Origin of the sequence: Alkalihalophilus pseudofirmus (assembly GCF_029094545.1) — a bacterium.
Taxonomy (GTDB): Bacteria; Bacillota; Bacilli; order Bacillales; family Bacillaceae_D; genus Alkalihalophilus; species Alkalihalophilus pseudofirmus.
The window spans coordinates 14,003-29,076 of the sequence record NZ_CP117836.1 but is presented as its reverse complement, the minus strand read 5'-3'; the positions used below and the strand labels follow the sequence as shown (position 1 = coordinate 29,076).

Genomic DNA, 15,074 nt, shown 5'->3' with positions numbered 1-15,074 from the left:
ACCACCTTAAATTAACGCACCCTTTAGTTGATATATCAACGTTTTATCTGCAACTTTATAACATCGTGTTTATCTTTGAAGTTAATAGTGATTTTATATTCATCTTCTTCATATGTTACAAAATTAACAGTACCAACTAAAAAAGAGATAACATTACCCTCAATTTTCGTTTCCATATCTCCTACATTACCTGTAATCAAACCATCTCTACCTTCAAATTCAATGTCAATATTATCAATTTCTTCCTGTGATAGCTCAAAAACTTTAGTTTCGATTTCAACCCAATTTATCTTTTTCTCTTCATACAATCCTGAATTGTATATATAACTAACTTTCCAATATTCTCCTTCCCCAAAAAATATAACTTCATCGGAAATAACCGTTTGTGTCTTTGAAGAACAAGCCGTAAAAATAACAATAAGTAAAATACCAAACAATACTCTCAACTTCATTTTTAAACCACCCTTTTGTTAATAGCTTCCTCCATAAAAACAATCCTTCTTGCACTATCCTGCTCCGTTAGTTTAACATTAATTTCCTTTTGTTGAACAAAGAAAAAGCACTCCTTATTAAAGGAATGCACACCGTTACTTTAATAAGATTTAATTAACATCTCCAAGATAAACAGGAGCTTTTTCTTTATTAAAATGTTTAACAATATATTTTCTTATCTCTTTTGGATAAAGTCTGTATTCCAACAAATCATTTACTAGTACCCATTCTATTCCTACTTGATGACTATCAGGGTTAATAGGCTCGATTTGGTTAATTTTATTTTCTTTCAGTTCACAAACAAAATAGTTTTCAACTTGGTGAACATCATAATCAAATGTTGAGTATTCATGGTTCTTCCCTATATACTCTCGAATGTGCAGGAGTTCTCCAATTTGTATATGAAATCCAACCTCTTCGATACATTCTCTTTTTAAGGCTTCAAGAAGTGTTTCACCATGTTCTTGCCCACCACCGGGACAAAGATAGAAGAAACCTTCTTCATCTTTATTTTTTGTAAGTAATACCTTATCTCTATCACTATTCACTATAATTGCTTTTGCCGAATTTCTAATGTTCATTACACACCACCTATTTTCCTTTATAGTACAACAACCAATTAAATAATTGTTCAATTAACCTGCTCCGTTAGCGCAACAAGACAATCGATACCTTTTTGCAGTTATTAAAAAGTTCTAGAATTTCATTTAGAAGCAGTAATAATATGATAGAATTACTTAACTATTGTAAGGAGGAGACATATGGAAACAATTACACAGATTACTTATAAAGTAAATGAAACAATTAAAGCGGAAGAACTTTCAAATGTTTTCAAAACATCTGGCATTAAAAGACCGTTTAATGATTTGGAGAGACTTCAACGAATGATTAAAAATTCTAATGTTTTGATTACTGCATGGGATAATGACCAAGTCGTTGGTGTTGCTAGGGCTATTACCGACTATTGTTATTGTTGTTACCTATCAGATTTAGCTGTAAATAAAAATTATCAAAGTAAAGGCATAGGTAAAGAACTGGTGAGTTTAGTACAAGAACATATCGGTGAAGAAGTTGCCTTATTGCTTCTGTCTTCCCCTATTACGATGGAATACTATCCTAAAATTGGGTTCGAAAAAATTGAAAATGGATTTAAAATTTCTAGGAAAAAATAATAACCGCGAAGTGGCTTTTAAGTCATTTTAAACCTGCTCCGTTAGTCGAAGAAGAATTAAATTTTTCTTGAAGTAGTCATAAAGCTTTTTATTTCGTCCTGATTAAAGATATAGCCAAAAGGAAAATATGAAAAATACAACAACAAAGATGATTTTACTAATTATAGATTCTCTTTTCCTAATCCCTAACTTCTTTTCCCCAAACCGAAAATACATCACTATAGTAAAAAGCCAAACAGAGCAAAGCTATGTCCTAGCGTGTCATTGAAACTGAAATATATCTCATGGCTGCTAATTCAATTAAAAGAAGCCCGATATTCCAACAGTCAAATAGAAATACACATTTCTTTTTTCTTCGTTCATTTCATCTCCCCCTTACTAAACACCCCTGATTCGTTGAATAAGACAAGAGCTGACCCTCGCTAAAGTACACTCTATTTATCACCTCATGTTATAAAGTTAGTATAAATCCACATCACCACATGGTAGCCAACACACGAAAAATAAAGAATGTATGTAAGAATTCCTATAAACTTTAAGAACCTATTGCTTGATGCTTCTACCTTAGAAGTAGAAATAAGTACTAAAGCTAACATAGCAAATAAAAAAGATCCACTTTCTATTAAAAATGACAATATAGCTGAAATAATTGATAAAAAATATAAAATAATGCTTAAACTTTCATTACGGCTTTTAATACTTAACTCTGCTTTCACTTTATCTCTCCTTTTAAAAAAAGCGCTCAATTAACTCATTTACAAGATAGAGGTTTTTAGAGAATTTTATAGTATAACTTACTTAATTTAGCGATTGGAGTTGTTTTATATGAATCATACCCTCACTATGCACATCAGCTAGCTAGCACAAAAATCTTCTATATATAATTGTAGAATTTTGCACCTGAAAAATAGAGAAACTCTTCATCGGGGTCATTAGTAGGAGAACACAAGAATGATTTGTAACTCTCCAAATTATGTTAGCATTAGGAATATATCCTAAACGAAAGTGGGTGTTTATTATTAATATCCTTGTTAAAACCTTTTTTACCTATTCTATTCTGGGTATTATTTTCTTTTCAATAGCAGATTTTCTTAGATACGATTCTATAAGTTGGGGTAAGGTTCTTTACTTTTCACTAGGAATCGCATTACTAGTTACCCTGTTCAATTGGATTTTCCCCTATAAAAAAAGAAAAAAAGTTTGACTCTCATTGAGAGTCAAACTAAATTCTATTTTACCAACCTTCAACTGTGTACACACAATATGTTAAGAAAACAGGTAAAGAGGCTGCGATTGTAGCCAAATTGTTCCTTGCTCCTAATCTTACAAGCTCTCTTGCTGCATTATTCCATTGACCTGCGTTCAAAAATTGCATAAGTGACTGAACAGACGCTACAGCTACAGTTATTCCGAAATTACTTGAAACCATATCCGCAATACAAGCATCAACAGAATTATAGTTTAAGATACCAATTGTAGGACTTTCAATCATAAATTCATTTTCATAACACACTTGTCCATTGACTTCGTATGAATCCTTAATTTTTTGTAATTCAGGCAGCGGACCAAACTCTTCTTCAATAAGATCAACGTTTACGTCAACCGGAACACCATTATCATCAAATGTGACAGCACTTTCAAATATAAACTCTAATTGTGCTGCAAGTTCCTCGATCTCATCCTCGCTATCCTTTTGGCTTGCTAGAGCTAGAATATTAGTAAAATATTATAATATATTGTTTGCGTACTGACATTAACACTATTTAAACAATTGCCTACCATTAATAGACAAAAAGCCCTCTATCATAATCGTTTAGCATTTAGTACGTAGTGATCACTCACCTATATAACAATTGTAAAGTAAAAAAGTATACAACTTTTTTGAAGTTTTTTAATTAAACATAATAACTAGTTAGTATAAGTAGGTTAAGTGAAAGTGAAAAGAGGCAAGTCAAAAGGAACTTTTTTCTGATGTGCTTTTTCTTTACCTTCTATTCTGGGCACACCTTCCACCCACTGTACGAGATCCTCTTTTAATTACGGGTCATCTACAAAAAAGCACTTACTAATGTAAGTGCTTGAACGAATTACGATTTCTTGTTTTTATTTTTCAGCTTCTCTAATAAATCATTAGCTTTTTTTAGAGCTGCTTCTTTCTCTTGCTTTAATACTTTAGCCTGTATTATGTTACCCTGATCATCAAATCTGATAGATAAGATATCACCCTCTGAAATACCTTCAGGAAGGCTATTCAGAGGAATATCTTTGCTGATTTTTTCGTTATTACGTTTCAAAAGCACGGCCATTCGACCATCTTCTATCCGATCTACTGTGTACTTCTCCATGACCCTCACCCTTTAGTGTACTGTGATTTGGTCTTTCATTCTCTCAAACGTTGCATCTCCAATACCACTAACATTTTTAATCTCTGCTATCGCTTGAAATGGACCATTCGCTTGACGGTAGTCAATGATCCTTTGAGCAATCACGTCACCTACTCCAGTAATATACTGAAGCTCCTCAAAACCAGCTGTATTAATATTAATTGGAAAGGTAGGTGATTCGTCAATTGGATCATCGATGATCGGTTCCGAACCTGGCTGCCCATTACCGTTTTGTTTGTCTACGGTGTAGCCATTACCATCAGAATAGACAATGACATTTCCACCGATCGTGGTGAAAATATCTGCTACTCCAGCTTCTTTTAAACGATCTAAAACTTCTGGATGCGGATGTCCGTAAGAATTACCTTCACCCACGCTAATAATGGCCGTTTGTGGCAACACATTCGTCAGGAAGTAAGGAGTCGTACTGGTGCGAGATCCATGATGCCCTACTCTTAATACGTCAGATTGTACGTTGAATTGTTCTACAATACGGTGCTCAGCTGTTTCCTCTGCATCACCTGTAATTAAATATGTGAATGAATCATACGTAAGGTGTAAGGAGACGGAAGCATCATTTAAACTATCTCCTTCTTCCCCGCTATTTACGACTATAATATCTAGTGAAGGATCTATGTTAATAGAGTCACCTACTGTTGCTACTTCAAACGGAATATTATGTTCATCAATATAGGTTAAATAGTTTAAGTATGTTTGTGAGGTATGAGGAATCCCACTATCTATGACATTATTTACTTGTAATTCACTCATCACCTGAACAGCACCGCCTACATGGTCCGCATGAGCATGAGTGATAATAAGATGGTCGATTGTCGTTATACCCGCTTGTTTTAAGTAGCTTACCACTTGTTGACCAGCAGTCTGCGTACCGGCATCGATTAAAATGGTTCTACCATTTGGAGCTATAATAAGGGTAGAGTCACCTTGTCCTACATCTAAATGGTGAATTTCTAAGTCATCGATTGGTAAAGGTGAATTCAATTTAGGTCTGAATTCTTCTTCTAAAGTTCTAGCTAAAAAGGCAGAGAACTCAGCTCGTTGCGTGTGATTACTTGGCTTAAACGTTAGGTCGGGGTATCCCACCGTAATATTATGAGAAGCTACTGCTTGAATGCTCGAATAAAATAAATGATCGTTAGCTACATCCTTAAACTCTCTGTCCCACGTTCCAGATAAGTTAAAGGCGCGTTGAAGGATTGCGGCCATCTGTCCTCTTGTTAATGGATCACGCGGTGAATAGTTACCTCTATATCCGCCAATAATCCCTTCTGCAGCAACAGCTGAGATGGCATCATGAGCATAATAGGTTTGTGGTACATCGTTAAAAGGGGCTTTTGATCCTGTTAACTCCAACCCTAGAGCACCGGCTATCATGATAGCGGCATCTCCACGTGTCACATTATCGGTTGGACCAAATCTTCCATCAGGATATCCATTAATAATCCCTTTTTCAGATAGATAAGTAATTTCATTGATTCCCCAGTGTGAATTGGCGACATCCGGGAATTTAATCTGAGCATTGACCGGTGTAACAATCAAAGTTAACACGATTAATAAGGTAAAAAATATACTCGGTTTATTCATTTCTCATCCTCCTCCTTCGTTTTACTGTGTTTATGGTACCATGGATAAGGCTCCTCAACATAATTTTCTCATAGACTATTCTTTATAAAAGGTGAAATATATCACTAGTTAGAGGGAAATCCAATGGTGGTGTCGAAAAATGCTATATAAGGAGGAATGACATATGAATGAAGATATGGAAGATGGATTTAACCAATTGCCCGATGAAGAATGGCTATCATTCTTAGAAGAAGAGTTTCAAGATGAAGTAGATGAACTAATTACACACCTAGAGCGTCAAAATGCTCTCTTTTATTTGCCGGATGATTTACGAGAAATTTATGACGAAGATAAATGTGTTGAGAAAGAAAAAGCGGAAAATGGATACCGCGATACGCGTCGAACCTTTGATATTGCAGCCTCTAATTTAAATCTGCCAGTTGAGTATTACACCGAAATGCTACACCTCGCACATGATATGTTAAACCACTTAACGTCTACAGAATAATCTTCCCTGTTTACCCAATTACCATTATTCTACAATTAAATACAACTTTCGACATGTTTCTTATAGTATACAAAATAGGTTAATATTCTTAAGGGTTACTATTCTTTTTATATTTAGGGAATATTTGTATGCCTAATGAGGTTGAGAAAGGAAGTTGAATAAGGATTGATTGTAAGACCTAATGTTTCACGCATTGCTGTTATTACTACTCATCGTTCACTATCCCCTGCCATTAAACGTCATTTCAAAAAAACACCGCAAACCATTACAATACATTACCTAAATCTGAAATGGAAACACGTTGCTTCTTTCATAGATGACTTACTTGAAGAACTTAATGATTCAATGATTATTTGGGCTATAGACCCTGAAGAGAGAGCATTAGTTAATTCCATTTTAACGTACCATGAGGCGAGTGTTATCCCTTCTATAAAGGAGACTCTTGGTGAAGAATTAAATAAAGCAGTCACTTACCACCCCTATTTAGCATTAACCTTTCAAGAACTAGTCCTAAAAGAGGTACAAAAAGGGGAAGAGAATGAAGAGGCGCCTTCTTTCACCCAAGAACCTTTCTCTACGTTTAACCAAACTGAAAAAGATATTGTCCACTACCTATTTAATGGGTATAAGACTGAAGAAATAGCAAACAAAGCATGTATAAGTGTGCATACAGTCAATAATAATATTAGTAGAATCAAGAAGAAGTTAAGAGTGAAAAATAAAATTGAAATCGTTAAGAGGGTTATTGAAGTAAATAGAGCCTCCGTCTAAAAGTGTTAAGAACAAAGCCCCATTTTTAATGCTTAGAAAAGGGGCTTTGTTATACATAAAGAGTACTTAATTGTGAGGGATTTCTAAAGCTGGAAGTATAATTTCTTAAAATTGAACTCACATGCATAAAGTTTACTTGTCCCTTTCAAAACAAAAAGAAATAGCTTGTTTTGAAAGAAGATTGATCAAAACAAGCGTACATTTAGTTAACAGCTTTTTAATAGATTTTGATCCATTCTTTGTTCCATTTAAATGAAAGATTATTATTACTTCTATCCAATTAGAATGTCACTACTCTCTTTTTTTCTGAAGATTCATAAATACTTGTTATTATCTTCATAACTTCAATACCGTCCTCAACAGGGGCGATTGGCTCCATTCCAGTTAAACAACTTGTCACAAACGAATCTATTTCATTTTGAAATGCATTGGAAAAGTCAAAAGTCAAATGATCAATTTGCGGATGTATATTTAATATAGTATTATTCTCTTCACTCATCATAACTAACTCTGGTTCTAATTCAGCTCCACCTTTAGTGCCAAATAACTTTACTTGAGTTTCATCTTTTTTAGCGTGTAATGTAAAAGATACATCTGCCATTAAAGAAGAACCGTTTTCAAAAGTTATAAGAGCATTTGCCATATCTTCAACTGTGTTTTTTTCTTTTTCATACTCTGCAGCTTTATAAAAACTTAGATTTTCAACATTTCCTCGATTTCCAAGATGATTGTAAGTTGTACCGGATATTGACTTCACCTTTGGGCGCCCCATTAAATACCAACAAAGATCGATGATATGTATCCCAAGGTCCATTAATGGTCCACCACCAGAGCGCTCTTTATCGGCAAACCATCCTCCGGGGTTCCCTAGACGCCGTAAGTAAGTTGCTTTGGCATAATAAATCTCGCCCAATGCTCCCTTATCAATAAAAGATTTTAATACTTTAGTATTTGTAGCAAATCTTCTTACGAAGCCGACCTGTAGTATTTTCTTATATTTCTTTGTAGCTTCTTGTACTTTCAATGCTTCTTCAACCGTCATTGATAACGGCTTCTCTACTAACACATGCTTTCCGCTTTTAAGAGCATTTATCGAAATATCTGCGTGAGTATTGTTCCAAGTACAAATGCTTATCGCATCTAGATTCGTATCCTGATAAACTTCTTCCAAGTTATTATAAATACGCGCAATCTCATACTTTTTTGCTTTTTCTTCTGCCCTTTCCTTTGAATAATCATAAACACCATACACAACAGCATCTGGATTATTTACATAAGATTGAAAATGCATATCTGAAATCGATCCAGTACCAATTACACACACCTTTAAGTTATTCAAGATAGAATCAATCCTCCCTCATTACTGCATTTCATCCTCATCCCATAACCTTCTTACATTACCTATAGCAATTTTAGATCCAATTTTACAATCTTCCATCCCTTCAAATTCCACTGCTATATACCCGTTATAGCCAGAACTTTTAATGATTTTAATGATTTCACGGATGTTTAAATCACCATGCCCAACAATTGCCCCGCGTAAGTAGTTTCCATTTACTGACCTAAACCAAACACCATCTCCAGGATTTTCATAATAAGGACGAACATAAAAGTCTTTAAAATGTATAGTTTTTGCATAGTTAATATTTTTCTTAACACCTACAAGTGGATCTTCATCAATACAAAGAAAATTACATATATCAAGTGTTGTTTTGAAATTCTCACGGTTTACAGCTTTGATAACACGTTGTACACGATCACTTGACTGAACATTAAAACCATGATTTTCAATAGTTGTTGTGATACCAAATGGTAAGGCGTAATCAGCCAACAACTGACTACCTTTAACAAACTTTGAAAGGTGCTCTTCAAAATAATGTATCGTCATTTCTTCGGGTTTTAATTGAAACGCTGTTACATCATGACGCATAATCTTTATCCCCATACGATGGACAATGTCAACATGCCTTTTTAAACGCTCCACTTCTTCGAGAAAAGCTTCTTCAGAATCTTGAACAAAGTTTGCTGGTAATGAATAAGCTGAAAGTTCAACTCCAACCGATGCCGCTTTTTCTCTGATTTGATCTGCTAGTTCGGGATCATCTACGACTTCAAAACCATAAGGAACAATTTCCATATGTTCTCCACCATTATCAGCAATCCATTGAATAACATCTAATACCGTCATTTTTCCTTCTTGAAGTTCATTGACCAAGCTATACGTACTTAATCCAACCTTCATAATTATCTCTCCTCACATTAGAATTAATAGCTTTAAAAAAGAATAACAATCGCTTAAAACTGAGCAAAATTATATCCCAGCCCTTAAGTTTCCCTCATAAAGTCAACATGAAAAAATCCCTTTCAAGATTAGTAGGCGGAGGTTCTATCTGAGGAGGCTACTTATACAATGCTCCATAATTTTTACATGCTAAGAAATCTGCAGATTCTGGATTATCAGTTCCAAACATAGTCCATGCACTTGGACGATAAATTTTATCATGTGAAACATTATGCATATTTACCGGTATACGTAACATTGAAGCTAAGGTAATAAGATCTGCACCCACATGGCCGTAACTTACGACACAATGATTCGCCCCCCAATTATTCATAACTGAATAGACATCATGAAACACTCCTTGACCTGTTAACTTTGGAACAAACCAAGTAGTAGGCCATGTGGGATCTGTTCTAAGGTTTAAAGCATCATGGACATCCTGTTCCAATTCAACTGTATAACCTTCTGCTAACTGTAATACTGGTCCTAGACCCTTGACTAAGTTGAGCCTGAAGATCGTTACAGGCATGTTACCTTTAGTTGTGTAACTCGTTGAGAAGCCTCCTCCTCGAAAATATTCCGTTGATGCTGGATGCCACTTAGTTGCTTGAAGACACTTTCCAACTTCCTCATCCGTAATCTCCCAAAATGGCTTCATCGCAGGTTTTCCATCTCTTTTTTGTTGACCGGTGCCATCAAGAGAAGCTGGCCCAGAGTTAATTAAATGAATAATTCCATTCTCAGCGATTCCACTTAGCTTTTTACCAGTCACTCTCTTCACTGAATCACTACTCCAAAATGTACGCACATCGGCAAACACTTGAGCTGTATTCGTTAATAGGTGTCCCATCATCATCCCAACACCATTCAAGCTATCATTTTCAGTTGCCAATAAGTAAGGGGGTCTCTTACCATTCCAATCAAAAGATGAATTTAAGATAGCTTCCATGAAGTCACCATTTGGAAAATGATCTGTCCATTGCCTTTGCCCTTGGAAACCAGCAATTAAAGCATTATGGCCATAAGATTCTTCCTCATAACCTTTGTCGTATAGATGGGGGTTTCCAACCATCAAGTCTTTTGTAATTAACGCCATTTTAATAGACTTTTTCCAATCTTCTTCTTTTTGATCAGATGTCCGCTGACAATCTTCCTTATTGAAATCTTCTCCCATTTGCAAATGCTCATTTGCCCATTTTAATGCTTGGTCAAATTCGACCTCATCAAAAAGCTTTAACTCCATTCTTCGTACAAACTCAGTCATATCAATATACTCATTTCTCATTCCTAAATAATCTTGAAAGAACTCTTCTTGTACCATACTTCCAGCTATCCCCATAGATACTGAGCCCATAGATAAATAGGATTTACCTTTCATCATAGCAACAGCCAGACCCGCTTTAGAAAATCGTAGTAACTTATCTTGAACATCGATAGGGATAGTCTCATCTCCTGCATCCTGCACGTCATGACTGTATATTCCATAAGCTGGTAATCCCTTTTGATTATAAGCAGCTAAAACAGCAGCTAAATAGACAGCTCCTGGACGCTCTGTACCATTAAACCCCCAAATTGCCTTTGGAATATGCGGATCCATATCCATCGTTTCACTGCCATAACACCAGCAAGGAGTCACTGTAATGGATACTCCCACCCCCTCACGTTCGAATTTTTGACGTGTTTTTTCTGCTTCGGTGACACCCCCAATACAAATGTCAGCAATTACACACTCTACTTCTTCTCCATTGTAGTGTTTTAGATTGTTACTTAGAAATTCAGCTACATTTTTTGCCATGCCCATCGTTGTTTCTTCTAAAGATTCTCTTACTCCTCCTCTTCTCCCATCAATAGTAGGTCTAATCCCTATTTTCGGTAGTTGTCCAATGTATCTATCGGTTTGCATATTCACTGTCTCCTTTACTCTCTAATAATTCTCTAAAACTACCTATCACTTCATTCCAATAAGCGCTCTCTCTAGGGGTATATATCGTTTCTTTTATAGAATGCCTAACAATTTCTTTTCCTTCTTCTAAAGAGTTTATTTCATTTTGAGCACGGAGTTGTGACAATGTATTCCCAAGGACGCTAGCTTCAATAGGTCCTGTTATTACTACTCTTCCTGTAGCATTAGACAAAAATTGACACAAGGATTTATTTTGAATGCCTCCTCCACCCATATATACAGAATGAACCTTAGATGAAGATAACTGCTCAATTTTATTAATTAGGTAACCGAAATTTAAAGCCATGCTCTCTACAATACATCTAATATATTCCTCTAATGAGGACGGCATAGGTTGCCCAGTCATAGAACAGAATTGATTGATTGCATCCGTCATACTCGTAGGATTAAAGAAAATCGAGTGATCAGGATCGATCCACATTCTTGAGCATGTAGAGACCTCCAATATAGCGGTTTCTTTTTCGTAGCTTACATTACCCCATTCTTTTTTCAGACATTGAAGAATCCAAAATCCCATTGCATTTTTCTGTAAACGCCACTTTCCTTCACTTGTTCCCTCGTTCGTAAAATCGTTGTCAAATACCTCTTTAGTGATAACGGGTTGTTCAGTGATCTTTCCGATAACCCCCCATGTCCCTAAACTGATAAAGGCAGAATCAGAATCGTTCATTGGTAAGGCCGATATTGCACATGCAGTATCATGACCCGGAACAAGAATTACATCCACCGGACTTTGAATGTATCCTTTTTTCATTTTTCCAAGCTTCAAGTGAGGCATTTTCACTTGTTCAAGAGGTAATGGAATATCAAATAAGCAATTAATAATTTCACTATCCCAAGATTTTAAAACCCAGCTAAGTAATTGAGATGTAGAGGAGATTGTAAACTCATTTACTTTGATGTCAGAATAAAAATAGGCTAAGAGATTTGGCATAAATAAAATTGACTTCGCTTCTTGTAAATAGTCAGGAAACTCTTTATTGATTGCATATAACTGAAATAATGTATTGATGGAGTTAACTTCGTTTCCCGTTTTTTGAAAAAGAACTTCATCCTCTATTCGATTCGATACTTCAGATAAATATTTTCTAGTAAAAGTATCTCGATATGAAAATGGTTTAGACACTAACTTTTTATCACAATCTATTAATCCAAAATCTACCCCCCATGTATCAAATCCAATACTTTTTTGACAATATCCTAAGATCTGTTCTGCTTTTTCTATCCCTGCTGATATTTCTGTAGTAATTGAATTAAAATCCCAATAATAATGGCTGTTTTCCTTTACATACTTATTGGGAAATCTATATATTTCATTTAACCTAATCTTATTACCATCAAATAAACCAGCAACAATCCTTCCATTTGAAGCACCTAGATCACAAGCCAACAAACTTTTCATAAAAGCCTCCACAACCTATTTATTCTTGGATCAGCTTAGCACGGTATTTTTCCGCAGATAAATCCCTTAAATCTTGACACTCTTTTTCAGTTAATGTTCTAATCTCACCAACACTACATCCAATTGCATAGACCTTTGCCGACTCTTCAGTAATTTGCATATAAAAATAAGCTTCTTTCATCGTTTTTCCAACTGTCAAGACCCCATGATTCCTCATCACAATAACATCGTTGTCTTCGATTTCTTCTTTAACAGCGTTAGCTAAAACTTCAGTAGTTGGAATGATGTAATCCAAGTACGATATTGACTTCACCATTGCCGGAAAATCAGGAAACAAAGCTGGGATTTCTTTCCCTGTTGAAGAAACTGCTACTGAGTAAGTAGGGTGTGCATGTAATACTGAATTGATGTCAGATCTCCTACGGTAACATTCTAGATGCATTAAAATTTCAGAAGATGGTCGCAGATCCCCAAATACTTCCCCTGTTTCAATACCTACTTTTATCCATTGATCGTCTTCTATCTCTTTTAAATCAAATCCACTAGGTGATATATACATATAATCACCATTCCTAATGCTTACATTCCCCCCTGCACCTACGACAAGTCCGGTATCAACAAGCAAATGAGCATATTTTCTAATTTCTGGTATATAATTTCCCAAAGGTATCTCCTCCATTTATCAGATACTTATTTTTTGTTATCTTTCTTTGAATCCTTTACTCATCTTTCTAAATAACTAGAATCAACATCTACAATGGTCAATTATTCTTTAACTGCACCAGCAGCCAAGCCACTTTCCACTTTTTCTTGAAACAAAAGATAGACGATTAATGGAACTGTAATCGTGATAATAATTGCAGCCATTAAAGGTCCAAATTCCGACCCTCTCTCCCCGCTAAAGTTTAACAGTCCTAAAGCAATCGGTTTAAACCGATCATCATTAATAAATAGAAGTGGGAACAAGATATTGTTCCATGCAGCTAAAAAATTAAAAATGGAGATAGTCGATATCGCCGGTACTGACATAGGGAGGATAATTCTCCAGTAGATTTGGAAATAACTAGCCCCATCAATGATGGCTGCCTCTTCTAGTGATAGATTAATACTCTGCATAAAACGTGTTAAAACCAATATGCTAAATGATAAGGAAAAGGCCACAAAGAGTAGTACTAGGGCTAATAGATTATTCTTTAAGCCTAGTAACCCAATCATATAGGCAACAGGTACAAGAACCGTATGCATTGGCAGCATCATACCTAGTAGAAAAAACAACGAAAGAAATCTATTTATTTTAAAATTAAACCTTGCCAGTACATAGGCAGCCATAGATGAAACGAATGCAAGTATAATAACTGTCGCTAGTGAAATTACTATACTGTTTATAAAGTACCTACTCATATTAGCTTCGTTCCAAGCTACTATGTAATTTTCAAACCTAAAAACTTCTGGTAGACTAAACGGGGCACTAAAAATTTCAGTATTCCCTTTAAATGAAGATAGAAAAGTAAACAGCATAGGGCCGATAAATAATAGACCCATGGGTAAAACAAAGGCATATATGATTACTTTGTTTTTCATTAGCTTCTGCCCTTTCTATTCATAATAGATTCACTACCTATCGTTAATACAAGAGCTATGACAAGAATGATAATCCCAATCGCACTACCCACTCCATAATTATCATATCTAAAAGCTTCATAATACATTAAGGTCGTCGGAAGATTTGTTAACCCATTAGGTCCTCCTTCGGTCATGACAAAGATCAAGTCAAACACTTTGATCGTTCCAATAATATCCATCAATATACATAATGTGATAATTGGTTTGAGCATAGGAATCGTTATATGAAAGAACTTCTTTGATGGTGTAGCCCCATCAATATCCGCAGCTTCATATATTTCCTTAGGAATAGTGGTTAATCCAGCTAGCAATATTACCATGTAATATCCAATCCCAGCCCAAATGTTGACAAAGATTATGGTACCCATAGCTGTTGAAGGATTAATTAACCAACCAGTAACTAACTCTGATAACCCAATAAGTTCTAGAAAACTATTCAACGAACCATTGGGCATAAAAATAAAGTACCAAAGTAATCCAATCGCAGTTAGTGGAAAGATCGTTGGCACAAAATAAACAACTTTAAACAGTCTGTAACCTTTAAATTTTGAATTAATCGCAACCGCTAACAATAATGCAATCGGTGTATGGAACAGAACACTAAAAAAAACCATATTGAACATATTTTTCAAAGAAAGCAAAAAGCTTTTATCCGTAAATACATTTATATAATTGTCTAATCCTACATACTCTAGCGGTACCCCTCTAATTCCATTCCAGTTCATAACAGAAAAATACAAAGCCCCTATCATCGGGATTACTAGAAATACTATATATATGAATAATGCCGGTAGAGTAAAAAGAAGAATTTTCGATTTTTCTTTTCTCGATTTTATAATCATCTATTCCCCTCCTTTACACCATCAGTTAAATGTTGAGTCACTCTTTTATTCT

General features: G+C 35.2%; 15 protein-coding genes. 3 read left to right on the top strand and 12 right to left on the bottom strand.

The genetic code is table 11. The features are described 5' to 3' along the window. Positions 1 to 35 precede the first annotated feature (35 nt). Together PQ478_RS21360 and PQ478_RS21355 are read right to left on the bottom strand one after the other, a co-directional pair. A complete protein-coding gene (locus PQ478_RS21360) occupies positions 36 to 452 on the bottom strand; it encodes a hypothetical protein (RefSeq protein WP_289237097.1) in 417 nt (138 codons plus the stop codon). Positions 453 to 602: 150 nt separating this feature from the next. After that, positions 603 to 1,073, bottom strand: a complete 471-nt coding sequence (locus PQ478_RS21355; protein WP_289237096.1) for an NUDIX domain-containing protein — start codon at positions 1,071 to 1,073, stop codon at positions 603 to 605. 180 nt (positions 1,074 to 1,253) lie between these two features. On the opposite strand from PQ478_RS21355, the gene PQ478_RS21350 reads away from it, so the two are divergent. Next, a complete protein-coding gene (locus tag PQ478_RS21350) occupies positions 1,254 to 1,664 on the top strand; it encodes a GNAT family N-acetyltransferase (protein WP_289237095.1) in 411 nt (136 codons plus the stop codon). 446 nt (positions 1,665 to 2,110) lie between these two features. Here the strand turns inward: PQ478_RS21350 and PQ478_RS21345 are convergent, their stop codons facing one another. The 3 genes from PQ478_RS21345 to PQ478_RS21335 form a co-directional block, all read right to left on the bottom strand. Further along, positions 2,111 to 2,380, bottom strand: coding sequence for a hypothetical protein (locus PQ478_RS21345; RefSeq protein ID WP_289237094.1), 270 nt, complete (start codon positions 2,378 to 2,380; stop codon positions 2,111 to 2,113). A 1,371-nt stretch (positions 2,381 to 3,751) separates the two neighbouring features. Next, positions 3,752 to 4,009, bottom strand: coding sequence for a DUF3006 domain-containing protein (locus PQ478_RS21340; RefSeq protein WP_289237093.1), 258 nt, complete (start codon positions 4,007 to 4,009; stop codon positions 3,752 to 3,754). A 12-nt stretch (positions 4,010 to 4,021) separates the two neighbouring features. Next, positions 4,022 to 5,653 (bottom strand): S-layer homology domain-containing protein, encoded by a 1,632-nt coding sequence (locus tag PQ478_RS21335; protein ID WP_289237092.1) that lies wholly within the window; start codon positions 5,651 to 5,653, stop codon positions 4,022 to 4,024. Between the two features lie 163 nt (positions 5,654 to 5,816). Here PQ478_RS21335 and PQ478_RS21330 point away from each other — a divergent pair, with 163 nt between their 5' ends. After that, positions 5,817 to 6,140 (top strand): hypothetical protein, encoded by a 324-nt coding sequence (locus PQ478_RS21330; protein WP_289237091.1) that lies wholly within the window; start codon positions 5,817 to 5,819, stop codon positions 6,138 to 6,140. A 165-nt stretch (positions 6,141 to 6,305) separates the two neighbouring features. Beyond that, positions 6,306 to 6,911 (top strand): helix-turn-helix transcriptional regulator, encoded by a 606-nt coding sequence (locus PQ478_RS21325; protein WP_289237090.1) that lies wholly within the window; start codon positions 6,306 to 6,308, stop codon positions 6,909 to 6,911. Between the two features lie 280 nt (positions 6,912 to 7,191). On the opposite strand, the gene PQ478_RS21320 is transcribed toward PQ478_RS21325, so the two are convergent. The 7 genes from PQ478_RS21320 to PQ478_RS21290 all read right to left on the bottom strand — a co-directional run bounded on the left by PQ478_RS21320 (position 7,192) and on the right by PQ478_RS21290 (position 15,022). Further along, on the bottom strand, positions 7,192 to 8,250 hold the full coding sequence (locus PQ478_RS21320; RefSeq protein WP_289237089.1) for a Gfo/Idh/MocA family protein: 1,059 nt from the start codon (positions 8,248 to 8,250) through the stop codon (positions 7,192 to 7,194). Positions 8,251 to 8,271: 21 nt separating this feature from the next. Then, positions 8,272 to 9,153: a sugar phosphate isomerase/epimerase family protein gene (locus tag PQ478_RS21315; protein ID WP_289237088.1), complete on the bottom strand. Its 882-nt coding sequence runs from the start codon at positions 9,151 to 9,153 to the stop codon at positions 8,272 to 8,274. Positions 9,154 to 9,310: 157 nt separating this feature from the next. Continuing rightward, complete coding sequence (locus tag PQ478_RS21310) at positions 9,311 to 11,095, bottom strand: L-fucose isomerase (protein ID WP_289237087.1); 1,785 nt, start codon at positions 11,093 to 11,095, stop codon at positions 9,311 to 9,313. Beyond that, positions 11,082 to 12,557 carry a rhamnulokinase gene (locus tag PQ478_RS21305; protein ID WP_289237086.1) on the bottom strand — a complete coding sequence of 492 codons (1,476 nt, stop codon included), beginning with the start codon at positions 12,555 to 12,557 and terminating at the stop codon, positions 11,082 to 11,084. The genes PQ478_RS21310 and PQ478_RS21305 overlap by 14 nt, the downstream gene beginning before the upstream one ends. Positions 12,558 to 12,576: 19 nt before the next feature. Next, the gene (locus PQ478_RS21300) at positions 12,577 to 13,221 is read right to left on the bottom strand and encodes a class II aldolase/adducin family protein (protein ID WP_289237085.1); all 645 of its coding nucleotides are present in this window, start codon (positions 13,219 to 13,221) and stop codon (positions 12,577 to 12,579) included. 101 nt (positions 13,222 to 13,322) lie between these two features. Beyond that, entirely contained in the window at positions 13,323 to 14,138 is an 816-nt protein-coding gene (locus tag PQ478_RS21295; protein ID WP_289237084.1) for a carbohydrate ABC transporter permease, read from the bottom strand. After that, on the bottom strand, positions 14,138 to 15,022 hold the full coding sequence (locus tag PQ478_RS21290) for a carbohydrate ABC transporter permease (RefSeq protein WP_289237083.1): 885 nt from the start codon (positions 15,020 to 15,022) through the stop codon (positions 14,138 to 14,140). Before PQ478_RS21290 ends, PQ478_RS21295 begins: the two co-directional genes overlap by 1 nt. Positions 15,023 to 15,074 lie beyond the last annotated feature (52 nt).

Bases quoted from the DNA above. Each gene is read 5' to 3' on its own strand.
- PQ478_RS21355 (WP_289237096.1), bottom strand. From the start codon at position 1,073: ATGAACATTAGAAATTCGGCAAAAGCAATTATAGTGAATAGTGATAGA.
- PQ478_RS21305 (WP_289237086.1), bottom strand. From the start codon at position 12,557: ATGAAAAGTTTGTTGGCTTGTGATCTAGGTGCTTCAAATGGAAGGATT.
- PQ478_RS21340 (WP_289237093.1), bottom strand. From the start codon at position 4,009: ATGGAGAAGTACACAGTAGATCGGATAGAAGATGGTCGAATGGCCGTG.
- PQ478_RS21330 (WP_289237091.1), top strand. From the start codon at position 5,817: ATGAATGAAGATATGGAAGATGGATTTAACCAATTGCCCGATGAAGAA.
- PQ478_RS21310 (WP_289237087.1), bottom strand. From the start codon at position 11,095: ATGCAAACCGATAGATACATTGGACAACTACCGAAAATAGGGATTAGA.
- PQ478_RS21315 (WP_289237088.1), bottom strand. From the start codon at position 9,153: ATGAAGGTTGGATTAAGTACGTATAGCTTGGTCAATGAACTTCAAGAA.
- PQ478_RS21350 (WP_289237095.1), top strand. From the start codon at position 1,254: ATGGAAACAATTACACAGATTACTTATAAAGTAAATGAAACAATTAAA.
- PQ478_RS21290 (WP_289237083.1), bottom strand. From the start codon at position 15,022: ATGATTATAAAATCGAGAAAAGAAAAATCGAAAATTCTTCTTTTTACT.
- PQ478_RS21295 (WP_289237084.1), bottom strand. From the start codon at position 14,138: ATGAAAAACAAAGTAATCATATATGCCTTTGTTTTACCCATGGGTCTA.
- PQ478_RS21360 (WP_289237097.1), bottom strand. From the start codon at position 452: ATGAAGTTGAGAGTATTGTTTGGTATTTTACTTATTGTTATTTTTACG.
- PQ478_RS21335 (WP_289237092.1), bottom strand. From the start codon at position 5,653: ATGAATAAACCGAGTATATTTTTTACCTTATTAATCGTGTTAACTTTG.